Genomic DNA, 24164 nt, shown 5'->3' with positions numbered 1-24164 from the left:
TTTACGCCGCGAGCTGCGGTTTGAACGCCACGTCCACATAGTAGTTTGTGCTGTTGTAGCTGCTCGTCGGGAACAACCCGCCCGATCCGTAGGCATAGACGCCGTTGTTGCCGGCGGGTGCCTTCAGGTCGCCATTCGTCACGTCGCTGCCGAAGTAATTGCCTGTTGCCGAGTAGTTGCCTGATGTCGAGTAGGAAACGACGTAGGTCGTATCCGCCTGGATCGCGACCTGCTGGGTAAGCTGCGCGGTCTGCCAGCCGCTGGCCGTCTCATTGTTAAAGGTGACGCTGCCGAGCAGAGTGCCCGACGCCGTCCACAGATAGCCGCTGTGCGGGCCTGTATTGTTTGCCCCCTTGTAGAAGCGGATGCTGGTGATCCAGCCTGCCGTATCGGCCTGGAATTTCATGCCGAGATTGACCGGCTGGTTGTCGTTGACCGAGACGACCGAGGGCGTCGCATTGGCGGCAAAGACGTTCTGCTCCGGTCCTGCCGCCGGGTTGTTGACGGTGAGCGCAACATTGGCTGCCGCCGTGCCGCCCTTGCCGTCTGATATGGCGTAGCTGAAGCTCGCCGGGCCGGAATAGCCGGCCGTCGGCGTGAAAGTCACCGTCTGGTTCTGGGCGTTGTAGGCGACCGAGCCGTTAACCGCGCCGCTGACGCCGGTGATCGACAAGGGATCGCCATCGGCATCGGTATCGTTTGCCAGCAGAGCCGAAGCTTGGATGGTCACAGGCGTTCCCGTGTTGGTCGTAAAGCCGCTGTCATTGACGGCGACCGGAACCGCATTCTGCGCGCCCTGTTTATAGAGCACGTCGACCCAGTAGTTGGTGGCATTGTAGGAAGCGGTCGGGAACAGGCTGCCCGTGCCATAGGCATAGACGCCGTTGCCGCCGCTGACCGAACTTGCCGGCGCCGTCAGCGCGCCGCTCGTATGATCGGTCGTGAAATAATTGGCCGATGCCGAGTAGAAGCCGTTGGAATGGTAGCTCGCCACATAGGTGGTGCCTGAGGTGATGCTGATCGGCTGGGTGAAGCTCACCGTCTGCCAGCCACTCGCCGTCTCGTTGATGAAGGTTGCCTGCCCGAGCAACTGGCCGCTCGCGGTCCACAGCGAGCCGATATGCGTGCCGCTATCCCCGGCGCTCCTGTAATAGGTGAGCCCGGTGATCTGGCCATTGGCGGAAGCGATGAACTTGACGCCGAGTTCGACAGAGTTGGCGTCATTGGCGCCGGCAACCCCCGACGTGTCTGCGCCGGTAAACAGGCTCGACGTCGTGCCCCCGCCGGGCGGCGTGCCGACAGTGAGGCTGACCGTGGCCGACGCCGTTCCGCCAAGCCCATCCGAGATTGAATAGGAGAAGCTAGCCGCACCCGTATAACCCGCCGTTGGCGTGAAAGTGACGGACTTGGTCTGGCTGTTGAAAGTCACCGTTCCGTTGACCGCACCGTTGACACCGGTGATGCTGAGCGGATCGCCATCCGCATCGGTGTCGTTTGCAAGCAGGCTGGCTGCGGCAATCGACAGCGCCGTGTCGGAATAGGTCGTGTAGCCATTGTCATTGGCGGCAACCGGCACCGCGTTGCCCGTCGCCTGGTTGTAGACGACATCCACCCAGTAGTTCGACGATTGGTAGCTCGAAGTCGGAAATGCCGAAACCCCGACCGCGTAGACGCCATTGCTGCCGGCGAGCGCCGTCAGCGAGCCATGGGTATGGGCTGACGTGAAATAATTTGCCGTCGCCACATAGGAGCCTGTCGTGCTGTAGGAGGCGACATAGGTCGTGCCGGCTGTGATATGCACCGGGTTGGTGAATGTCGCGGTCTGCCAACCGCTCACGGATCCGCTGTCGGCGAAAGTGACGGTCGCAACCAGCGTTCCGTCTGCCGTCCACAGGGAGCCGGTATGGGGCCCGCTATCGCCGGCCGCTTTGTAGTAGCGGATGCCGGTAATCGTGCCGCGGGTCGAAGCGACGAACTTCATGCCGAGTTGCATCGACTGGCCGTCGTTGAAGCTTGCGCCCGTCGGCCCTTCGCCTGACGTAAACAGCGTTTCCCCGGCGGGACCCGGGTTCACGGTGAGGCTGACGCTGCCCTGATCCGTGCCGCCACGCCCATCCGACAGCGTATAGGTGAAGCTTGCCGGCCCCGAATAATTGTTGGTCGGCGTGAAGATGACGGTGCCGTTCTGCTTGTTGAGCGTCACCGTGCCGTTGACGGCATTGCCAACGGCCGAAATCGTCAGCGCATCGCCATTGGGATCGGTATCGTTTCCGACAAGCGAGGCGATCGAGATCACAACGGTATCGTTGCCGGAGATAGTCAGGCCCGTATCGTCGGTCGCGACGGGCGCGCTATTGGGGCCGGCATCGAAGACCACGTCGACCCAGTAATTGGTGCCGGTGCCGGGGCTTTGGCCGGGGAATATGCCGGCAGTGCTGCCGTAGGCGAAGACGCCACCGCCATCGACGGCCTTCACCGCGCCGCTGGCATAGGTGCCGCCGTTGAAATAATTGCTCGTCACCGAGTAGTAACCGCTGCTGTGATAGGAGGCCACGTAGGTCGTACCGGCCGCAATCTGGACCGGGCTGGAGAACATCACCGTCTGCCAGCCGGAGAGCGATTCATCGACGGACACGCCAGTCGCCAGCAACGTTCCGTCGGCCTTCCAGAGGCTGACAACATGGTCGCCGATATTGTAGAAGCCCTTATAGAAGCGGATGCCCTGCACGGAACCTGCGGTCGTTGTCTGGAAGCGCAGGCCGAGCTCGACGGGATCGCGATCGATCGCCACTTCGGTCGCCGGCTTTTCCGCGAGCGTCCACAGGCCCGTCGTTCCCGGCAGCGTGACGGTGACCTGCTTGCCGGCCGATGGCGCCTCAAGATTGACGCTGTCGTCGACGGCGCGCGACATGATCGTGTAGGTGCCGCTTGCCTGGACGACCCAGTTATAGCTCCAGTTCTCGCGGCCTGTCGCCTTGAACCAGTGCTGGCCGCCATCGGTGGAGACTTCCACGCCGGCAATGATGCCGCCGCCGAAATCCTGCGCCGTTCCCGTGATCGTCACGTGCTGGCCTTCGAGGAAGCTTGCTCCAATGTTGGGCGACGAGATCGACGAGGTCGGCTTCAGCATGTCGGTCGATTTGGTCGCGAGGATCAGGCTGGCATCGAGCGTGGTCGGCTGGATGCCCATGTCCGCGAACATGTTGACCATCGCCTGCTGCACGTTGCGATCGGTTGACGTGGCCGGGCCCTGGTGGTTGTCGCTCAATCCCCAGGACCAGAAGACGGTGCCGGCGCCGAAGACGAGCGCGCCACTTTCCGCCCGGTACATGGTGAGACTATGGGTGGCGACTGCAGAACCGACCGTCGTGCCGTAATCGCGCAGATAGGTATCGACCGAGACCGACGAGAGCGACAGGTTGATGAGACCATCCGGCCGGAAGCCGTTCTCGACATCGGAATCCCACTCATAGCCGAGCAAGTTCTGCACCAGACTGTAGGTCTGGCCTTCATTCAGCTGGGAGACATCGGTATTGCGCCAGAAGCGCAGGTTCGAATAGTCGTAGGGGATGGAGATCGTATCCTGGCGGTAGGCGTCCACCTGGAACATGGTGCCCGACAGCGCATTCTCCGGCTCCTGCCCCGGATCGGCATAGCGCGGATCGCGCCAGGTGCCGGTGCCGACATTGCTCGGATCCGTGCTCGTGCCCCAGGTCTCCTTGTAACAGACCATGGTGCGATAGGCCTGGCCGCTGCCGTCGATGCTGCTCTGCCAGCGAACCTTCCAGTAGCACTCATTGCCGCTCCAGAAGGCGAGGTTCACACCCGCATCGCGGGCCGCCTCGACATTGGCGCGCTGCTCGGCAGACCAGTATTCGTCATGGCCGACGGAGAGATAGGCATCGTGGTTGAGCAGCAAGCTGCCACTGCGCGCCGCATCGACGCCTGATATATAGGAAACGTCGTAGCCGTTCTGCTCCAGCCACGAGATGGCGGAGGATTCGACGCCGAAGATATAATCGTGGGAGCCGCCGACCGGGCTCGTATTGGTGATGATCGGCCTGTTATAGCTGACCGCCGAGGCACGGCCGATCGCCTGCAGGCCGCAGCTGCAGTTCGGCGGCAGGTAGCCGATCATGGCAGCAGGATCGACGGGCACTTCGCCATAATAGAGGCTGGCGCCGCCCCAGGCATTATAGGCCTGCCATGTCGTATCCGAGGTCTGGAAGACGATATTGCTGGTGGAGGCGTCGTCGCGCACGACGAAGGGGATGATGCTTGCGTCCGCGGTGCCGTCCTCGCGCACCAGCTTGGCGAAATAGACGCCCGAGACGGCATCGGCAGGGATCTGCCAGCTGGCCGAGACCGACCAGTTGCCGCAATCGATGAGACCGAGCGACATGTCGACGATCGGATGCGGCTGGATCTGCGCCGTGGTCAGCGATTTCTCGATCGAGTCGACCTTGCGCGCGCCGGCCCCGCCATAATAGCCCATGCGATAGATATCGATGCGGTAATGGGTGGAATCCGTGGCGATCTTGAAATCGACCGTCTGGCCGATATTGGTGCTGATTTCGGTGGCAAAGCCCTGGATGGTGCCGTTGCCATCGCCCGTCAATCCCCATTCGCTGATGGGGTTGCCCTGCTTCATGTTCTCGAGCGCGATCTTGTTGGGCGTCGCCGCAGTTGCAGCAGCCGCAGCCGCCGCCACCGGTGCTGCAAGCGCCGCAGGCGCCGCAGCCGTGTCGGCGGAAGCGTCCTGGCTTGGCCCCAGCGAGATGGAGGCTATCGAGGTCTGAAGGCGCAATGACGTCGTGCCGGAACCGGCGGCAGGATCGGCCGGCGGCGTGGTAGCGCCTCCCGTGCCGGCATCGCTGGTAACACCCGTCAGCGTAGGCGCGGCGGGCAGCGTCGCAGCCTCCTCGTACGGGTCGGGGCCGAGCACGGTGCGCTCGGATGGCGTGGTCGTCGTCTGCAACACCGTCGCAACCGACGCCGTCTTGGCGGACGTGTTCTGCGCGCCGCCGTCGCCTGCAGGCGCAGGCATCGCCGTCGGTGGTATCGAGGCAGTCAGCACGCCGCCCGATGAGATCGGCGCGGCGGGCTGCATGATATTGCCGGTAAAGGAACCTGTGAAGGAGGACGGGACGGCAGCCCCGTCGAGATTGGCAAAACTGAGGGAACCATCGGTACTCGTGGAAGATACAACCGTCGCGGTTCCCAGCACTGCGCTCCAGGCTGAGGGTGCACGACAGATACTCAACGCTCCACCAAATGTACTCAGGTACTCACGGTTACTAACGCGAATTCTCCGCATCAGCGGCATCCCCTTCCGCATCGGCCGGCCCTTCGGCCTATAGCAAGACGTTCATTCTGGCACCTTTGCTAAGGGAACGTACGACAGCAATCAGGGGTATGAGGGAGGTATCCCCTACGCCGATATGATGATCCTCAACGCATACCGGCCGACAAAGTCGCAAAGCTGCCTGCGGCTACTGCGAAGCTCTGCGTCTCCTCTCAATCGATCTTGACAAGCGCGTCCAAGTCGAGACGCTATTGGGCTCGCAACGTCGTAGAAAAACGAGGATAGGATGAGGTTCCGCAGACCGGTAGTCGCAGGCGTGGTTGGCGTGACAGCGTGTGTGTTTGGCGCGGGCCTTGCGGCATCGCCTGCGCTCACACAGGAAGTCGAGCCGCCCGCTCCATGGGTTAAGCTCACCGGTTCGCATACCGGAGCGGTCGGAACATGCTCAATGGTTGATGCGAGCGACATCGAGGCTTGTTACATGGTCCGGTGCGACGCCAAGAGCGGTCTCATCTTCGAGATTGGCGAAGCCACTGTTGGTGAGAGGGGCCTGCGATCGGCGCGCTTCGAGATTGGGAAGTACAAAGAGACGATCCGCCTCGACGGGAACAGTCCCGATCGGCGAACGATTGTTCTCTCAAAGCATCCGAAGCTGCTTGCCGCCCTGACATCTGGCGCTGATTTCGCCACTATGTTCGCCCTCAAGGCCGGTGAGATAGATTACAGCACCGGCTTTGAACTTACGGGGGCGCGAGACCAGATATCTCGGCTGGCAAATGGCTGCCGAACCAAGCCGTGACGATGGGCAAGGGTGATGACCTAGGTGGCTGACGCTGGTTGATAAGGAATTCTGGGCCGGCCGGCTGCTCGAGCCGGTTACGTCGTCCTGCGCCGCCCGCGCTACCAGGCCGGAAACGGATCTTCGAGCGTGGCCCAGTCGCGCGGATCGGCGCTGGCGAGGCATCCGTCCAGTGCGGTCCGCACACCTGTCTCGTCCATATCAACACCGATGAACACGAGCTCCTGCCGACGGTCGCCCCAGGCGCTGTCCCACCGGCTCTCGAGATGCTGACGAAACTGCTGATGGTTCGGCCAGTCCTGCCGAGGCACGGCTGCCCACCAGAGTCCCATGGGCTCGCAGCGCCGTTGGACGCCGGCAGCCGACATCAGGCCCACATGACGCGGGCGCGTGGCAAGCCAGAAGTGGCCTTTGGCACGCATCACCCCCGGCCAGGGCTCGTCCAGGAATGCTCGAAACCGCATGGGGTCGAAGGGACGCCTCGTGCGATAGATAAAGCTCGATACTCCGTATTCCTCCGTTTCCGGGACATGGTCGCCCGGGCTGTACAGTTCCTTGTGCCACAGCGGGTGCGCGGCGGCCTTTGCTTCATCGAAGAGGCCTGTATTGAGGATGGTTTCAAGAGAAACCTTGCCGAAATCAGTCTCCACCTGACGCGCATCCGGGTTGAGCGCGGCAACTATTTTGCGGACATCAGCGCGGATCTCGTCGCTCGCCTCCGAGATCTTGTTGATCACGACAACATCGGCAAACTCGATCTGGTCCACCAGCAGATCGATGAGTGTGCGCCGGTCCTCACCGTCACGCTGCATGCCGCGGTCGGCAAGCAGATCGGCACTGCTATAGTCGGCTAACAGGTTTGCAGCGTCGACCACGGTGACCATTGTGTCGAGGCTGGCGAAATCGGCGAGCGAGACACCGTTCTCGTCACGGAAGGAAAAGGTTGCCGCGATCGGGCATGGCTCGGCAATGCCGGTCCCCTCGATCAACAGATAATCGTATCGCCCCTCTTCGGCCAGTCGCCGCACTTCCGTCAGGAGGTCGTCGCGCAGGGTACAGCATATGCAGCCATTGCTGAGCTCGACCAATGTCTCCGTCGTATGCGAGAGGTTGCAGCCGCCGTCCCGAATGAGACTGGCGTCTATGTTCACTTCGCTCATATCGTTGACAATGACGGCGACCCGCAGGCCCTGACGATTCATCAGCACATGGCTGAGAAGCGTCGTCTTGCCGGCTCCGAGAAAGCCGGTGAGCACTGTCACGGGTAGCCGGTCGATCCCGCTCATCGACGCCTCTCGGATGTGGACGTGCGGGGCGATCGGCGCCGCGGCGAGCATTTGCGTCGTATGAGCCTCATTCCGATCCCGTTCCCGACCTCCTTGATCCGTCATGCGGCAAGCTGCGGTCGGAAGACCACATCGGCATAGTAGTTCGCTGAATTGAAGGTGCTGGTCGGGAAGAGACCTGCGGTGGCGGAGCCGCCATAGGCATAGAGGCCATTGCCGGTGGCTGTCGCCGTCAGTGGACCGTTGGTGACGGCGGTGGTGAAGAAGCTGTCGGTCGCCACGTATGCGCCTGTCGTGTGATAGGAGGCGACATAGGCGGTGTTGGCGGCAATGGTGACGGGTGTCGTAAAGTTCACCGTCTGCCAGCCGCTCGCCGTGGTGGTGGAGAAGGTGGCGGAAGCAAGCTTGGTGCCCGTAGAACTCCACAGATCGACGACGTTCTGGCCGTTGTCGTTGGCGCTGCGGTAGAACTTGATGCCGGTGATGTCACCGGCGACGTTCGACTGGAACTTGACGCCGAGCTCGAGCTGCTGACCATCATTGAGGTTCGTCTGGGCCGGCGTGCTGGAGGCGGAGAACAGGCTGTAGGTCGATGGCCCCGCCGCGGCGGCGATAGTGAAGGTCTCGTTGGCCGCAAGGCCGCCGATATCGGTTGCCGTGACCTTGACGCCATAGTTGCCTGCTGTCGTCGGCGTGCCGGAGAAGGTGCGCGTCGAGGCATTGAAGGCAAGCCAGGCGGGAAGTGCACTGCCGTCGGCAGCCGTTGCCGAATAGGTCAGCGTCTCGCCGCTGTCGACATCGGTGAAGGTCGTCGTCGGCACCACGAAGGAGAAGGCGGAGCCGACGGTGGCATTCTGGGTCGCCGTCTGGACGGCCAGCACCGGCGCGTCATTGGCGCCATGGATGGTGATGGTGAGGTTTGCCGAGGCGGTGGTGCCGGCGGTATCGCGCATCGTGTAACTGAAGACATCGTTCAGCGTGTTGGTCGACAGGCGCAGCGCCTGCACGGCGGAATTGGTCTCGTTGATCGTATAGGTATAGGTGCCCGATGCATTGAGCACGAGACTGCCATAAGTGCCGTTCAGCGCCGAGCCGAGTGTGCCTGAGGTCGCGCCGAAGCTGACCGCACTCACCGTCTTGGTGTCGCCTGAATCCGGATCGGTGTCGTTGGTCAGCACATTGCCGCTGGCAACCACACCACCCGAACCATTGGCGACACCACCCTTCTCGGTCGCATCCCCCGTATCGGCAACCGCCGTCGGCGTCGTGTTGCCGGGCACCGACACGGCAATGTTGAAGGTCTCGTTGGCGGCAAGGCCGCCGAGGTCGGTTGCCGTGACCTTGACGCCATAGGTCCCGCCTGTCGTCGGCGTGCCGGAGAAGGTCCGCGTCGAGGCATTGAAGCTCAGCCAGCTGGGAAGTGCGGTGCCGTCGGCAGCCGTTGCCGCGTAGGCCAGCGTCTCGCCGCTGTCGACATCGGAGAAGGTGGTCGTCGGCAGCACGTAGGAGAAGGCCGAGCCGACAGCGGCGTTCTGGGTCGCCGTCTGGACGGCCAGCACCGGCGCGTCATTGGCGCCATGGATGGTGACGGTCAGATTTGCCGTGGCGGTGGCCCCGGCGGTATCGCGCATCGTATAGCTGAAGACATCGTTCAGCGTGTTGGTCGACAGGCGCAGAGCCTGCACGGCGGAATTGGTTTCGTTGATCGTATAGGTATAGGTGCCCGATGCATTGAGAACGAGACTGCCATAAGTGCCGTTCAACGCTGAACCGAGCGTGCCTGAGGTCGCGCCGAAGCTGACGGCACTCACCGTCTTGGTGTCGCCAGCATCCGGATCGGTATCGTTGGTCAGCACGTTGCCGCTGGCAACCACACCACCCGAACCATTGGCGACACCGCCCTTCTCGGTCGCATCCCCCGCATCGGCAACCGCCGTCGGCGTCGTGTTGTTCGCATTCGAGGGGCGGAAGACCACATCGGTCCAGTAATTGGTGGCGCTGTAAGTGGCATTCGGGAAAATGCCTGCGGTGGCAGAGCCGCCATAGCGGTAGACGCCGTTGCCGGTGGCTGTCGCCGTCAGCGGACCGCTGGTGACGGCGGCGGTGAAGAAATTAGCGGTCGCCACGTATGCGCCTGTCGTGTGGTAGGAGGCGACATAGGCGGTGTTGGCGGCAATGGTGACGGGTGTCGTAAAGTTCACCGTCTGCCAGCCGCTCGCCGTGGTGGTGGAGAAGGTGGCGGAAGCAAGCTTGGTGCCCGTAGAACTCCACAGATCGACGACGTTCTGGCCGTTGTCGTTGGCGCTGCGGTAGAACTTGATGCCGGTGATGTCACCGGCGACGTTCGACTGGAACTTGACGCCGAGCTCGAGCTGCTGACCATCATTGAGGTTCGTCTGGGCCGGCGTGCTGGAGGCGGAGAACAGGCTGTAGGTCGATGGCCCCGCCGCGGCGGCGATAGTGAAGGTCTCGTTGGCCGCAAGGCCGCCGATATCGGTTGCCGTGACCTTGACGCCATAGTTGCCTGCTGTCGTCGGCGTGCCGGAGAAGGTGCGCGTCGAGGCATTGAAGGCAAGCCAGGCGGGAAGTGCACTGCCGTCGGCAGCCGTTGCCGAATAGGTCAGCGTCTCGCCGCTGTCGACATCGGTGAAGGTCGTCGTCGGCACCACGAAGGAGAAGGCGGAGCCGACGGTGGCATTCTGGGTCGCCGTCTGGACGGCCAGCACCGGCGCGTCATTGGCGCCATGGATGGTGATGGTGAGGTTTGCCGAGGCGGTGGTGCCGGCGGTATCGCGCATCGTGTAACTGAAGACATCGTTCAGCGTGTTGGTCGACAGGCGCAGCGCCTGCACGGCGGAATTGGTCTCGTTGATCGTATAGGTATAGGTGCCCGATGCATTGAGCACGAGACTGCCATAAGTGCCGTTCAGCGCCGAGCCGAGTGTGCCTGAGGTCGCGCCGAAGCTGACCGCACTCACCGTCTTGGTGTCGCCTGAATCCGGATCGGTGTCGTTGGTCAGCACATTGCCGCTGGCAACCACACCACCCGAACCATTGGCGACACCACCCTTCTCGGTCGCATCCCCCGTATCGGCAACCGCCGTCGGCGTCGTGTTGCCGGGCACCGACACGGCAATGTTGAAGGTCTCGTTGGCGGCAAGGCCGCCGAGGTCGGTTGCCGTGACCTTGACGCCATAGGTCCCGCCTGTCGTCGGCGTGCCGGAGAAGGTCCGCGTCGAGGCATTGAAGCTCAGCCAGCTGGGAAGTGCGGTGCCGTCGGCAGCCGTTGCCGCGTAGGCCAGCGTCTCGCCGCTGTCGACATCGGAGAAGGTGGTCGTCGGCAGCACGTAGGAGAAGGCCGAGCCGACAGCGGCGTTCTGGGTCGCCGTCTGGACGGCCAGCACCGGCGCGTCATTGGCGCCATGGATGGTGACGGTCAGATTTGCCGTGGCGGTGGCCCCGGCGGTATCGCGCATCGTATAGCTGAAGACATCGTTCAGCGTGTTGGTCGACAGGCGCAGAGCCTGCACGGCGGAATTGGTTTCGTTGATCGTATAGGTATAGGTGCCCGATGCATTGAGAACGAGACTGCCATAAGTGCCGTTCAACGCTGAACCGAGCGTGCCTGAGGTCGCGCCGAAGCTGACGGCACTCACCGTCTTGGTGTCGCCAGCATCCGGATCGGTATCGTTGGTCAGCACGTTGCCGCTGGCAACCACACCACCCGAACCATTGGCGACACCGCCCTTCTCGGTCGCATCCCCCGCATCGGCAACCGCCGTCGGCGTCGTGTTGTTCGCATTCGAGGGATTGAACATCACATCGACCCAATAGTTCGTCTGGTCGAAGCTGCTCGTCGGGAACGCGCTATTGCCATAGTTATAGACGCCGTTGCCGCTTGCTGGCGCCGTCAGCGGCCCACTCGTCACATTGGAGAGGAAGTAATTGGCGGTCGTCGAATAGTTGCCGACATTCGTATGGTAAGATGCCGTATAGGTCTGTCCGGCTGTCAACGTCACCGGGCTCGTGAAAGAAGCGTTCTGCCAGCCGCTCGCAGTCTCGTTGGTGAAGGTGAGGGTCGCAAGTCGCGTACCCGTGCTTGACCAGAGTGACCCGGTATGTGTGCCCGTATCCAAGCTGCTCTTGTAAAACCGGATACCGCTGACCGTGCCCGCCACGGAGGACTGGAATTTGACCCCGAGCTCGACAGATGCAGCATCGTCGGTGTTGACGACCGCGGGCGTCGCGCCACCGAAGAGTGATGTAAAGGTCGGCCCGGTGACGGTGACTGTGCGCCCCGCCGAGGGTGTCTCGAGATTGATGCTGTCGTCCACGGCCCGCGACCGGATCGTGTAGGTACCGGCGATCGCCGGCACCCAGCTATAAGTCCAGTTCTCATCGCCTGTCGCCGGATGCCAGCTCGCACCATTGTCGGTCGAAACCTCGACGCTGGCGATGACCCCGCCGCCCGTATCGGCAGCGGTGCCCGAAATCGTCACGGTGGATCCAGCGGTCACCGTGGCGGGTACGGTGATAGTGGAGGTCGGCGCAACATGGTCCGACGAAGCAGTCGTGGCAGTGAGCCCGGATTGCAGCGTCCCCGGTTGAATGCCCATATCGGCAAGCAGATTGACCATGGCCTGCTGCACGCGAGGATCGGTCGGGGTCGCCTCGTTATCGTGATTGTCGCTCAGGCCCCATGTCCAATAAACCGTACCGGCGCCGAACACCAGCGCACCGCTGGGGGCGCGGTAGAGTGTCAGATTGTGGGTCGCGTTCGCACTACCGGTCGTATTTCCGTAGTCGAGCAAATAGGTACTAACGGGCAGCGTCGTCGATGACAGTTTTACGAGCCCGGCCGGATCGAAGCCATTGTCAGGCGCTTCATCCCACTCGTAACCAAGATAATTCTTGGTGAGCGTTGCCGTCTGGCCAGGCTGAAGGTTTGCGACGCTCGTATTGCGCCAGAAGCGCAGGTTGGCATCGTCATAGGCAACCTTGATCGAGGCAAGATTGCCGCCGACGTCGTCGACCTTGAACAATTGGCCGGTCAGCGAGTTCTCGGGATTGCCGCCGCCGATGGCAGGTGGGCTGAGGCGCGGATCGCGGAAGGTGCCCGTCCATTCGTTGGTAGGATCGAGGCTGACCCCCTGGGGGCCCCATGTCTCCTTGTAGGAGATCAGGGTACGATAAGGTGTTCCGTCGGCGCTGTAGGCATTGCCCCAACGGGTACGCCAATAGACCTCGTTACCGCTCCAGAACATCAGATTGACGCCCGCATCGCGTGCGGCTTCGACATTGGTTCTCTGCTGTCCCGACCAGTATTCGTCGTGCCCGGCATCGACATAGGTCTTGTGATTGAGCAATAGGCTGCCATAGCGGTCGACGTCGAGGCCCGACATATAAGAGACGTCATAGCCGTTCTGTTCCAGCCAGTAGATGCCCGCATATTCGGCGCCGAACAAATAGTCCTGCGGGCCGGCATAGGTGCCGACCCCGTCGCGGGTCGCAATCGGCCTGTTGTAGCTGAGCGCATAGGCGCGGCCTGCCCCCTGCCCCGTCGCCGGGCCGTTGCCGCCATAGAAGTTTGCGCCACCCCAGCCGTTGTAAGCTTGCCAGGTCTCGTCTGCGGTCTGGAAGACGATGTCGCTGTGGCTGGCGTCATCGCGCACGATGAACGGGATTTGATTTTCGCCGAAGGTGCCGTCCTGGCGCACGAGCTTAGCGATATAGACGCCTGAGACGGCATCACTAGGTACGGTCCAGGACGCCGAGACGGCCCAGTTGCCGGCGTCCACCGTGCCGGTCGCGGCATTGCGCAGCGGATTGGGCTGCGTCTGCAATCCGGTATGCTGTATGGTCGTGACCTTACGGGCACCCATGCCGCCATAATAGCCGAGCCGATAGATATCGATCCGATAGTTGGTGGAATTCGTATTGATCTTGAAACTGACCGTGTTGCCGTTGTCGACGCTGATGTCGGTCGCAAACCCCTCGATGTTGGTGCTGGCAGTGTCGATGCCCCACTCGCTCTCCGGATTGCCCTGCTTCTGATTTTCCAGCACGATCGCATTGCTCGCCACTGCCGCGGCCGCCAGATCTTGCGTTGCCAACGACCGCTGCGCAGAAGGTTGAGGTGGCGTCGTCACCGAGCCGGAAAGGACAGCTTTACCCTTGGTGCCGGTTCCCGTTCCCATCTCTCCGCCGCCGGGCAATGATCCGTTGGAGATCGCCGAGTTCGTCCACTCTGCGGTTCCGCGCCAACCCGCGAACGAGGATACGTCACGATCGAGAAGCGGATCACTGACCGAGGCGCCGATGGCCTTCTTGATCGTCGACACATAATCCGGCCCGTCGGTAAATTTGGTCCCCGGCAACTGACCGTCCTGCTGAAGCAGGCCGCTGCCATGGGCCCAATCGAGAATCCGCGTGGGGGAGGTATAGTAGCCGCATCCGCACACACCATAGGGCATGCCAACCGCCAGCGCGGCTCCAGCATGATGCGCAGTCGACTGCGCTGATGGCGTCGATTCGAGAATGACGACCTTGCCCGAGTGAGAACGTTCGCCCCCCACGGCAGCAGAATCTTGCCCTGAAGCTGTCGGCGCAGGGCTTTGCGGCAAATACGAAGCCAGAGGATCGTCGCCTATGAAGCTCATTCCAGCATAGGCGCGCGGAAGCGATGGTGCCGCCCCGAACGCAACTCTGTCCGCATCCGGCGCGAAATGTGCAAAACTTGGCGTATGAGCGGATGATGCCGACGCGGCAGCCAGGTCACCGCTGCGCTCTCCCATTTCGCGATTGATTGTGAAAGTGTCAGGCAAGGGCGGCGCTACGAGCCTATCGTCGGCCCGACCGTCCGCGTCGCCGTTCACGCCCGCTGTCTGTCCAACATCATTCTCGCTGAGCACCGCATCCTTATGGGGATCGTCCTTATGGGGATCGTCGACAAGGGCGCCCTGATTGGTTCCAGTCGCAGTTTGCACCGAGGCCGCAAGCTGAGCACTATCCTCGCGCGGTTCGGCAGGCTTGCGCGGCCTTTCCTTTCCGCCTCCGCCAACAGTGAACCATCGGGGAATCAACGAATCCACCAGGAGTGAGCGCGAAGTCCAGCGGCGAGCGTTGCGATACATAGCGGGTACCTCTCGCGAGATTATGAGGATCAATCTATGAGGTTCGCTTCATACGAAATCGCTTCATACGAGGCACTGAAGTATAGTCGAAAAAGAAGCGAGTATATCCTACGCCTTTTGCTCTATTGGCTGCATCCTTTTGGAACGGCCGTGCCGCATGGCCAAGAAATGGGCGAGACACGCGAAGTCACAAAATCGTGTACTGGACCGGTTCGGGTGATGGCAAAAGCCTTTGGGATCGCGGCGTCTTCGATCGGGCACGGGTCGGTCCAACTCCGTACCCGCTCGCCGTCCCTCACGGCGAGCGCGCCTATTTCTGCGTGCATAACCTTTGATTTTCCAGGGTAATGCCTCTTTGCCGCGCAGGGATATATGCTTCCGTTCGATACAGGGTGAAGCACCAGCCCCCACCTCATCAATAATGATGAGGCAAAGCAAACGGCCTCCACCTTCCTCAAGGCTTCGCCAGGCTGCACACTAGCGATGCGGATTCGGACCTGCCGTCCGGCCGTCGAACGGCGTCAAGGCATTGGACCGGCATCCGTTTAAGGATGTTTGCAGGCGAGATATGTACATGAATTCATCGCACCGCACGCTCCACCTCTTTTTTCGTGCGACAGCTGTCATCGGAGCACTCGTATTTCTTGCCGGAGCTGTGCCGCCGGCTCTCGCCGACAGCGCACCCCCACCTCCGCAAACCTTGGCTCCACAAACGAAGATCCGCGTGACGATCGTCCAATGGATGCAATCCAGGGGCCAATATGAACGATGGGATGCGCTTGGCGGCGAATACACGGTGTCGGATGACGGCACGGTCCTTTTGCCGTTTCTTGGAACCCTTTCCATCGGCAATCTAGATAACGCCGACCTCACAAACGAGATAGCCAAGCGTCTGCAGGAAAAAATCGGCTTGGTTCAGGCGCCGGCGGTCACCATCGAAATTCTCGAATACCCGCCGATCTACGTCGTGGGAGACGTAACCACGCCTGGGCAGTACAGTTTCCGCCCCGGACTTACCGTCCTGCAATCCCTGGCAATGAGCGGCGGGCCGCGTCGCGCCAAAGAGGAGCAGCAAACGCATTCGATCCAGATCGTAGGGGAGTTGCGCGAAATCGATCACTCGATCCTGCGCAGCACCGCGAGATTGGCGCGGCTCCAGGCGGAGATGGATGAAGCCGACGAGATTACCTTCGACCAGACGACCGACGTCGATCAGCAATTTGCTGCCGGGATATACAACGAGGAAAGGGTTATCTTTCGGGCTCGCGCCAATGCGATGGACAGGCAGTCAAGGGCGTTTACGGAATTACGCGATCTTTTGATCAAGGAAATATCGACGTTGGAAGAGAAACTGTCGGGCGCAGACGACAATATCAAATCGGTCGAGGACCAGTTGGTCAGCGTCAAGTCCCTGGTCCAGAAAGGCCTGACGATCTCGTCAAGGCAGATGGATCTGGAACGGTTGTTGACGACTTACCGCTCCGACAAGCTCGACCTTGTCACAGCCGTCATGCGGGGCCGCCAGGCGATCAGCGAGACAACGCGGAATCTCGAGGGGCTTTACGACGCACGCCGGAGCGAAGTGGCGACCGAAGCACAATCCGAACGGGCAAGTCTCGATCAATTCAAGCTGAAGCGCGAAACACTACAGAAGCTGCTCATCGCGGACCTTGGGAGCAATGACAGCGTCAAGAGCCTTACCGACGACCTCCCGCTTACCTTTAGCGTGACCCGCCGGACCGCAGGACAAATCAATCAGTTCCAAGCCTCGGAAACGACGGCGCTGGCGCCGGGCGATGTGGTGAGGGTCATTCAGCCGCACATTTTGGACAATTCGCCTCGGGCCGACACAAGCCCATCTTTCGAGACCCAAACGCTTGCAGATCGAGCCGGCCAGTGAACCGCGGCGTGCACGTGTTCTCAACAACGTTGGAGCGGAGGTTCGAGCGCCACCAAGGCGCTCAGGCCGTCTGCCTCAAAGAAATCGCTCTTGATATGGACCGGCCTGAATCCAACCTGGAAGCTAGGGCTGAGTGATGAACCTGCGTATGATCCCGCCCAGCGGTCAGACTTATACCCAAATCCTCAAATCGACGATGCTGATGGGCGGTTCCTCGCTTGTTAATGTTGCCCTCAGCATCATTCGCAACAAGGCCCTCGCCGTTCTGCTCGGTCCTGAAGGCGTGGGGCTTCTCGGCCTTTACGGGGCAATCCTCGATATCGCGCAGGCGATAGCTGGTCTGGGCGTGAGCAGCAGCGGTGTGCGCCGGGTCGCCGAGGCGGCGGGCGCCGGCGACGAAGACAGGATCGCGCGGTCGGCGACAGCGCTCAGACGTATCTCGGTGGCGCTCGGGCTGCTTGGCGGGCTTTTGCTTGCGGCGCTGGCATTTCCGGTCTCGAAGTTCACCTTCGGCGACTACCAGCACGCCGGCGCCATTGTGCTGCTTTCCCTCGCCGTATTCTTTCGGCTCATGTCTGCCGGGCAAGCTGCGTTGATCCAGGGCTTGCGAGGCATTGCAAATCTTGCCCGCATCAACGTGCTGTCAGGGCTCTTCGCCACGATCGTCAGCATTCCGCTGATCTATCTGTTCGGCGAAAAGGCGATCGCACCCTCTCTCGTGGCGATCGCGGCCGTCTCGGTCCTTCCCACCTGGTGGTACAGCAAACAAATCTCCGCGCAGCCGCCGCCCATGTCGGCGCGCGAATTCGGCGGGGAAGCGAAAGCCCTGTTCAGGCTCGGCGTCGCTTTCATGGCAAGCGGACTTCTGACCTTCGGCGCGGCCTACGCCATCCGCATTATCGTGCTGAACGAAGGGGGCGTGGTCGCGGCGGGATTGTATCAGGCGGCCTGGGCGCTTGGCGGTCTCTACGCCGGTTTCATCCTGCAGGCGATGGGAACGGACTTCTATCCGCGCTTGACCGCAATCGCGAACAATCATGCCGAGTGCAATCGGCTGGTCAATGAGCAGGCGGAAATCAGCATATTGCTGGCCGGCCCCGGTCTGATCGCCACGTTGACCCTGGCGCCGCTCGTGATGAGTTTGTTCTATTCCGCGGAGTTTCATGGGGCGGTGGATCTTCTGCGCTGGATCTGCCTTGGGATGATGCTCAGGATTGTCGCGTGGCCGATGGGTTTCATCGTCCTGGCGAAGGGTGCGCAGACTATTTTCTTCTGGACGGAGGTCGCTGCGACTTTGGTGCATGTCGGGCTGGCCTGGCTCTTGGTATCGAAGCTCGGCACCACAGGCGCCGGCATGGCGTTTTTCGGCCTCTACATCTGGCATAGTATTCTGATTTACGTGATCGTGCGACGGCTCACCGGCTTTCGCTGGTCGTCCGCCAATCGCAGGCACGCGCTTCTCTTCCTGCCCGCATCGGGATTGGTCGTCTCGGCCTTTTTGCTCCTACCGCCATGGTCGGCGATGGTGATTGGCTGCGTCGCCGTTGTTGTGACCGGGCTTTACTCGCTGCGCATGTTGGTCGCACTGCTTCCACCGGAGTCGATGCCCGCAATCGTCAGAGGATGGATCACGAAATCCGCATGAGAAAAAGCGCGCTTCAGATGATGCGCGCTTTCCTGATGTTGTATCCATTTCCGCGATATGCAGATATCACTTCAGGCAGGTACGACGTCCTGCTCGGGCTGACGGACGATGCGCCCGGTGCCGCCGTCAGCAAGGGCCTGGCGCAATGTCTCGACGACCCTGACGATATCAACCTCCGTCATCTGAGCATAAAGCGGCAGGATGACGGTTTGCCGCTGCGCCGATACGCTTCGCGTCAGGCCGGTGGCGGCGCGATGGGAGCTCTGATCGGCATAGGCGCCCTCCAGATGAATGTTCATCACACCGCGTCGGGTCGATATCCCTTGATCGAGCAGCGCCTGCATGACTGCCCGCTGGTCGATCTCATCAGACAATCTCACGCAGAAGCTTTGCCAGTTGCTGCGTGCCCAGCGGGGCTCGGCCGGAATCGACAGACCTGGGATCGCGGACAGGCGCTCGCAATACTGCGAGGCAATTCGCCGTCGGTGGGCAATCAGTTCCGGCAGCCGCCGCAGTTGCACCCGTCCGACTGCGGCCTGGAGGTCGGTCATACGGTAGTTGTAGCCCAGCTCATCATAGTCCTCAAAGATCACCTGCTTTGAGCCGTGGCGGACAGCGTCGGTGACGCTCATGCCATGCTGACGCCACAGCCGGAATTTTCGGTCATATTCGGGATTGGCCGTCGTCAGCATGCCGCCGTCACCCGTCGTGACGACCTTCCGGGGATGGAAGGAGAAGCAGGCAATGTCGCCATGCGGTTTGCCAATCTTTTCCCAACGCCCTTCCCAGAGGATTTCACTCCCCGTCGCACAGGCCGCATCTTCGATCACCGGTATCGAATGGCGCTTGCCGATCTCCACTATCGAGCGGAGATCACACGGCATGCCGAGCTGGTGCACGCAGAGAATTGCCTTGGTGCGCGGCGTGATCGCCGCTTCGATCAAGCCGGGGTCGATATTGTAGCCATCCGGCTCGATGTCGACGAAGACGGGCACTGCATCGCAGTATCGAACAGCGTTCGCGGTGGCGATGAACGAATGGCTGACCGTGATGACTTCGTCGCCGGCGCTGACGCCGACCGCCATCAAGGCGAGATGAAGCGCGGTCGTGCAGTTGGAAACGGCGCAAGCGTGCTCGGCGCCGACGAAGGCTGCGAATTCCTTCTCAAAGGCCGCGACTTCGGGTCCCTGCGTCACCCATCCTGACAGAATGACGCGACGCGCAGCCTCGGCCTCTTCCTCCCCGAGAACGGGTTTGGCGACCGGAATTGTCGATTGAGGTGAGCTCATGCTGCCGCTCCCCCCGCGACAGTCTGCTGCTGCCACCAGGCAACGAGATCGCGAAGCCCCTGTTCCATTGATATCTCCGCCTTGAAACCGAGGAGCCGTTCGGCCTTGCTGATATCGGCGAGACGGCGGGTTACGCCGTTGACGGTCCGGGCCTCTTTGTGTTGCGGCTCGAGTGAAACGCCCATGACGCTGCTCAGCATCTGAGCGAGCTCCAGGAGGCTTATTTCCTGGCCGCTCGCGACATTGAAGACTTCGTCGGTGACGTCGCTCTTCGCCGCGAGAATGTTTGCCCGCGCGATGTCGCGTGCATCGACGAAGTCCATCGTCTGGCTGCCGTCTCCATAGATGAGCGGCGGCATTCCGGCCGCAAGGCGCTCCATCCAGCGGATCAGAACTTCCGTATAGGCGCCGTAAACGTCCATTCGCGGTCCGTAGACGTTGAAATAACGCAGCGCGATATAGCGCAGGCCGTACATGTCAGCAAAGCTGCGAAGCAAGCCCTCGTTGAATGTCTTGGCCGCGCCGTAGATTGTCCGGTTGTTGTAGGGGTGATGCTGCTCGGTCGTCGGGAAGCTTTCGGCAAGCCCCAGCACGGAGGCAGAAGAGGCCGCGACGACCTTCGACACACCTGCCTTCACGGCGGCTTCAAGGACATTGAACGTGCCCTCGGCCAGAACATCGAAGGCGAGCCGCGGATCTTCCGCGCATTGCGTAATGCGGATGGCCGCTTGGTGAAAGACGATGTCGACGCCCTCGAAGGTTTTTGCGAGCAGCGCTCTGTCGCGGATATCCCCCTCGATGATGTTGACGGAGCCACTTGATATTGCCGTGCTGAGATTGTCCCGGCGTCCGCGCACGAAATTGTCGAGGATGATGATCTCACGCGGCTTTTCCAATGCGACGAGATCGGCAATATGCGACCCGATCAGGCCGGCTCCGCCGGTAATGAGTACCCGCTGATTTCTCACGATCTTCCTCCATGCGATATATCCAGCACAGGATCGGCCTCCGTGCGCCAGCGTATGAACTTCGCCGGCACACCGGCGACGACTGAAAACGGTTCGACATCGGAGACGACGACGGCGCCCGCTCCGACGATCGCCCCCTTCCCGATGCTTACGCCGGGAAGAATTGTGGCGTTGGTGCCGATATCGGCCCATGCGCCAATGCGGACCGGCTTGATTTCGAGATCGGTGCGAATGATGGGAACATCCACGGGGAGTGCCGTGTGGGTCGAGCCAAGGACCTTCGCGCCAGGCCCCCAGCCGACGGAATCCTCAATGACCAGGTCGCGCGCGTCGAAATAGGCCATCGGGCCGATCCAGACATTGTCGCCGATCACGCAGGTGCCGTCGAAGCGCCCCTGGATATAGGCCTGGGCGCCGATGAACACGCCATTGCCAATTTCGAAGGTTTCCGGATGTTTGAAACCGGCACCACCTGCAACCTGCAACCCCGTGCCGCAACGCCGCGCAACCGCTTGCCAGATGGCTTTCCGCATCATCGTGTCGACGACACCGTCACCGCTGGCGAAACGACCGTAAAGTTCGATCAAGCCGGCACGCCCATATGATTGCCTGAGCTCATCGGCCAACCCGGCCAGGTAGGCAGGATCTACCGGCGCTCCATGACGGCCATGGACCGCCTGCACGACGCGGGCCTCGCCCGCACGATCAGCTGACATAGGCGTACTCCAGCGCAGCGGCCACCTGATCGACGTGCCACACCGGCATCTCGGGATAGATCGGCAGCGAGAGGACCTCCCGTGCGGCGGCTTCCGAGATTGGGAAATCGCCGGTCTGGTAGCCAAGGTCGGCATGGGCCTTCTGCAGATGAACCGGGATCGGATAGTGCAGCCCAGACTGAATGCCCTCCGCGCTCAGGACACGCTGAAGCTCGTCGCGATCGCGGCTTCTGATGGCATAGACGTGGTAGACGTGACGACGGTCGGCTTTCTCGACAGGCGTCGTTAAATTTGCCGAGCCGCCAAGCAGCGACGAGTAGCGGCGGCTATGGGCGCGCCGCGCTTCGGTCCAGGCTTCGAGATGCCGGAGCTTGACGCGCAGGATCGCACCCTGAATGGCATCCATGCGATAGTTGAAGCCCTTCAGCAGGTGGTGATAGCGCTGTTCCTGCCCCCAGTCGCGCAGCATGCGCATCGTCTTGGCTTGTTCGTCGCTGTTCGTAACGACGATACCCCCCTCGCCGCAGGCGCCGAGATTTTTGCCGGGATAGAAGCTGAAGCAGCCTGATGTGCCGATGCTGCCGGCGCGCGATCCTTTGTATTGCGCTCCATGCGCCTGGCAGGCGTCCTCGATGACCGGTATCCGGTGATGGTCGGCAATCGCTTTGATCGTGTCCATTTCGGCCATCTGACCGTAGAGATGGACGGGAACAATGGCCTTGGTTCGGGGCGAAATCTTTGCCTCGAGCTGAGCCGGATCCATCGTGAGTGTCACGGGCTCGACATCGACGAAGACAGGTCGTGCACCTGCATAGCAGATCGCCGACACGGTCGCGACGAAGGTGAATGGCACGGTGATCACTTCATCGCCGGGGCCGACGCCCGCCGCAAGAAGGGAGAGATGCAAAGCACTCGTCCCGGTATTGACGGCGATCGCATGCTTGACGTTGCAATAGTCCGCGAATTCCTGCTCGAGGCGGATGACTTCCTCCCCCAGGACGTATTGCCCCGAGGCCAGGACGCCGAGCACTGCGGCGTCGATTTCGCTCTTGATCGATTGATATTGTGCTTTCAGGTCCAGGAACGGGATCATGCAATGCGCCTCGCCTCTTCGAGCTCGATGATACGACCGCGCTGGGCGAGCGACCGGCTTGCTGCTTCAAGGATGCGAACGACGCGCAGTCCGGCCTGGCCGTCCGTAATGGGGCGCGAACTCTGCTCGATGCACTCGACGAACAGATCCAGTTCGCGTTTCAATGCCTCGGTCATATCGAGCTTGGGCGCCCACATGTCGCCGCTGCGGTAGCCGACCATCATCTGATGCACGTTCTCGCCATAGGCCTGAGAATTCGGGTTCAGCGTGATGCCCTTGTCGTAAACCTTGATTTTTTCGCTGGGCTCCAGATCGTCGTAGACGACCATCTTGTTGCTGCCGCCGATCAGTGTGCGGCGCACCTTGACCGGTGCCAGCCAATTGACGTGGACGTGGGCGATAAGCTTGCTTTCGAAGAAGAGCGTCAGATAGGCGATGTTCTCCGGCTCGCCGAGCACATGGCTCATGCCCGTTGCTGAAACAGCTACCGGCCTTTCCTGCACAACATGGTCCAGGATGGAGAGATCATGCACGGCAAGATCCCAGATGACGCTGACATCGTGCTGGAAAAGCCCCAGATTGACCCGGACGGAGTCGTAGTAATACATGTCGCCCAGGCCGCTTTCGACCAGTTCGCGCATCTTGCGGACGGCGCCGGTGTGGACGAAGGTATGATCCACGGCCAGCACGAGGCGTCGGCGCGCAGCTTCCTCGACCATCCGCGAGGCTTCCTCCGTCGTCGAAGCCATCGGCTTTTCGACGAAGACATGCTTTCCGGCCATCATAGCCTGCATTGCGAGCTTGAAATGGGTGAAGACCGGCGTCGCGATAGCGATCGCATCCACTCTTGGATCGCGCAGGACTTCCTCGAAATCATCGGTGATCGTCACTGCGGGGTAGCGACTTTTGACAGCCGCCAACCGTTCGACATTGAGATCACAGACTGAAATCAGCTGCGCGCCGGCCGCCTCCGAGATGTTGCGAACCAGATTCGGACCCCAGTACCCATACCCAACAACGGCGATACCGATCATTGCACTTCTCCCAACGCTTGCATGTTGACTGATCGGTCATGAACGCGACCGATGATCCTGGCCGGAACGCCGACGACAATGGCGCCGTCGGGCACATCCTTGGTTACGACTGCGCCGGCGCCGACCTGTGCGGCTTCTCCGATGATCACGCCAGGCAGAATGGTGGCGTTGCTGCCAATCGACGCGTGGCGCTTGACCAGAGTGGGGATGACAACCCAGTCGGCTTCGGTCTGCAGACCGCCATCCGTATTGACGGCGCGCGGATAAGTATCATTGGTGAACATGACCCCGTGGCCGATGAAAACGCCGTCTTCCAGCGTCACGCCTTCGCACAGGAAGGAATGGCTGGAGATCTTGCAGTCTTTTCCGACGAGGACGTTTTTCTGGATTTCAACGAAGGTGCCGATGCGCGTTCTCGCGCCGATCGTGCACCCATAGAGATTCACGAGATCTCGATGATGGATGACGCAGTCATCATCCAGCTTAACGTTCGATGCAATCATTACGCCTGCACCCCTTCAACAAGCCCTGCTTTTGGCTGAAAAACGATGACCGCATGATGGATCCAAGGTTTCGTTTCAGCAGAGCGAAATATTTCTTCTCCTTCAAAAAGAATTGTTTTCTCCACCCAAGTAAAGAAACAAAACGTTTAAACTAATCCGCCTAAAGGAGTAGGGACTTACAAAGGTTGGATGAGGGTCGCATGCCGAAGTTTATGGACCATCGCCCGGTGACGACGAAAGATCACGCCCCGTTCGATTCCGTCCATAAGCCGAAGACGGGCATGGTTTACATGGGTTTAGCGAAGTCAATTGAATATATACGGCAGCTTCATATAGAGACATGCCAACGACTTAGAAAACGGAATGATCAGCTTAAAAACTTAAACCGTATTATGGGACTTAAGTCTTGGTATAGCCACTATTGGTTACTGTTAGAACCACGGAAGTGTGGTATTAAATCAGCACTTTTGCTAAAAAACACTCCATGTTTAGA

At 61.0% G+C, this 24164-nt stretch carries 12 protein-coding genes; 3 read left to right on the top strand and 9 right to left on the bottom strand.

Annotated features, from left to right (window positions below):
- Position 1: 1 nt before the first annotated feature.
- A complete protein-coding gene (locus EFD55_RS08310; protein WP_183736748.1) occupies positions 2-5338 on the bottom strand; it encodes a DUF4082 domain-containing protein in 5337 nt (1778 codons plus the stop codon).
- A gap of 415 nt (positions 5339-5753) precedes the next feature.
- On the opposite strand from EFD55_RS08310, the gene EFD55_RS08305 reads away from it, so the two are divergent.
- Entirely contained in the window at positions 5754-6104 is a 351-nt protein-coding gene (locus tag EFD55_RS08305) for a hypothetical protein (protein WP_245438426.1), read from the top strand.
- Between the two features lie 101 nt (positions 6105-6205).
- Here the strand turns inward: EFD55_RS08305 and EFD55_RS08300 are convergent, their stop codons facing one another.
- On the bottom strand, positions 6206-7390 hold the full coding sequence (locus EFD55_RS08300) for a GTP-binding protein (protein ID WP_125844213.1): 1185 nt from the start codon (positions 7388-7390) through the stop codon (positions 6206-6208).
- Positions 7391-7491: 101 nt separating this feature from the next.
- Positions 7492-14523, bottom strand: coding sequence for a DUF4082 domain-containing protein (locus EFD55_RS08295; RefSeq protein ID WP_125844211.1), 7032 nt, complete (start codon positions 14521-14523; stop codon positions 7492-7494).
- 574 nt (positions 14524-15097) lie between these two features.
- On the opposite strand from EFD55_RS08295, the gene EFD55_RS08290 reads away from it, so the two are divergent.
- Both EFD55_RS08290 and EFD55_RS08285 read left to right on the top strand, forming a co-directional pair.
- Positions 15098-16423, top strand: a complete 1326-nt coding sequence (locus EFD55_RS08290) for a polysaccharide biosynthesis/export family protein (protein WP_183736891.1) — start codon at positions 15098-15100, stop codon at positions 16421-16423.
- Positions 16424-16559: 136 nt separating this feature from the next.
- On the top strand, positions 16560-18068 hold the full coding sequence (locus tag EFD55_RS08285) for an O-antigen translocase (protein ID WP_125844207.1): 1509 nt from the start codon (positions 16560-16562) through the stop codon (positions 18066-18068).
- A gap of 71 nt (positions 18069-18139) precedes the next feature.
- Here the strand turns inward: EFD55_RS08285 and EFD55_RS08280 are convergent, their stop codons facing one another.
- From EFD55_RS08280 to EFD55_RS08255, 6 genes are read right to left on the bottom strand one after another with little or no spacing between them, the layout of a single operon-like run.
- Positions 18140-19357, bottom strand: a complete 1218-nt coding sequence (locus tag EFD55_RS08280) for a DegT/DnrJ/EryC1/StrS family aminotransferase (RefSeq protein ID WP_125844205.1) — start codon at positions 19355-19357, stop codon at positions 18140-18142.
- On the bottom strand, positions 19354-20325 hold the full coding sequence (locus tag EFD55_RS08275; protein ID WP_125844203.1) for an NAD-dependent epimerase/dehydratase family protein: 972 nt from the start codon (positions 20323-20325) through the stop codon (positions 19354-19356). The genes EFD55_RS08280 and EFD55_RS08275 overlap by 4 nt, the downstream gene beginning before the upstream one ends.
- Positions 20322-21041, bottom strand: a complete 720-nt coding sequence (locus tag EFD55_RS08270; protein ID WP_125844201.1) for an acyltransferase — start codon at positions 21039-21041, stop codon at positions 20322-20324. Before EFD55_RS08270 ends, EFD55_RS08275 begins: the two co-directional genes overlap by 4 nt.
- Complete coding sequence (locus EFD55_RS08265) at positions 21031-22134, bottom strand: DegT/DnrJ/EryC1/StrS family aminotransferase (protein WP_125844199.1); 1104 nt, start codon at positions 22132-22134, stop codon at positions 21031-21033. Before EFD55_RS08265 ends, EFD55_RS08270 begins: the two co-directional genes overlap by 11 nt.
- Positions 22131-23168, bottom strand: a complete 1038-nt coding sequence (locus tag EFD55_RS08260; protein ID WP_125844197.1) for a Gfo/Idh/MocA family protein — start codon at positions 23166-23168, stop codon at positions 22131-22133. The genes EFD55_RS08265 and EFD55_RS08260 overlap by 4 nt, the downstream gene beginning before the upstream one ends.
- Complete coding sequence (locus EFD55_RS08255) at positions 23165-23671, bottom strand: acyltransferase (RefSeq protein WP_125844195.1); 507 nt, start codon at positions 23669-23671, stop codon at positions 23165-23167. The genes EFD55_RS08260 and EFD55_RS08255 overlap by 4 nt, the downstream gene beginning before the upstream one ends.
- Between the last annotated feature and the right edge of the window lie 493 nt (positions 23672-24164).

Source organism: Rhizobium pisi, from assembly GCF_003938655.1.
GTDB lineage: Bacteria > Pseudomonadota > Alphaproteobacteria > Rhizobiales > Rhizobiaceae > Rhizobium > Rhizobium pisi.
This window is presented reverse-complemented; position numbering and strand designations above follow the sequence as displayed.

Bases quoted from the DNA above. Each gene is read 5' to 3' on its own strand.
- EFD55_RS08270 (WP_125844201.1), bottom strand. From the start codon at position 21,041: ATGTCAGCTGATCGTGCGGGCGAGGCCCGCGTCGTGCAGGCGGTCCAT.
- EFD55_RS08290 (WP_183736891.1), top strand. From the start codon at position 15,098: ATGAATTCATCGCACCGCACGCTCCACCTCTTTTTTCGTGCGACAGCT.
- EFD55_RS08265 (WP_125844199.1), bottom strand. From the start codon at position 22,134: ATGATCCCGTTCCTGGACCTGAAAGCACAATATCAATCGATCAAGAGC.
- EFD55_RS08255 (WP_125844195.1), bottom strand. From the start codon at position 23,671: ATGATTGCATCGAACGTTAAGCTGGATGATGACTGCGTCATCCATCAT.
- EFD55_RS08300 (WP_125844213.1), bottom strand. From the start codon at position 7,390: ATGAGCGGGATCGACCGGCTACCCGTGACAGTGCTCACCGGCTTTCTC.
- EFD55_RS08285 (WP_125844207.1), top strand. From the start codon at position 16,560: ATGAACCTGCGTATGATCCCGCCCAGCGGTCAGACTTATACCCAAATC.
- EFD55_RS08260 (WP_125844197.1), bottom strand. From the start codon at position 23,168: ATGATCGGTATCGCCGTTGTTGGGTATGGGTACTGGGGTCCGAATCTG.
- EFD55_RS08295 (WP_125844211.1), bottom strand. From the start codon at position 14,523: ATGTATCGCAACGCTCGCCGCTGGACTTCGCGCTCACTCCTGGTGGAT.
- EFD55_RS08305 (WP_245438426.1), top strand. From the start codon at position 5,754: ATGGTTGATGCGAGCGACATCGAGGCTTGTTACATGGTCCGGTGCGAC.
- EFD55_RS08280 (WP_125844205.1), bottom strand. From the start codon at position 19,357: ATGAGCTCACCTCAATCGACAATTCCGGTCGCCAAACCCGTTCTCGGG.
- EFD55_RS08310 (WP_183736748.1), bottom strand. From the start codon at position 5,338: ATGCGGAAGGGGATGCCGCTGATGCGGAGAATTCGCGTTAGTAACCGT.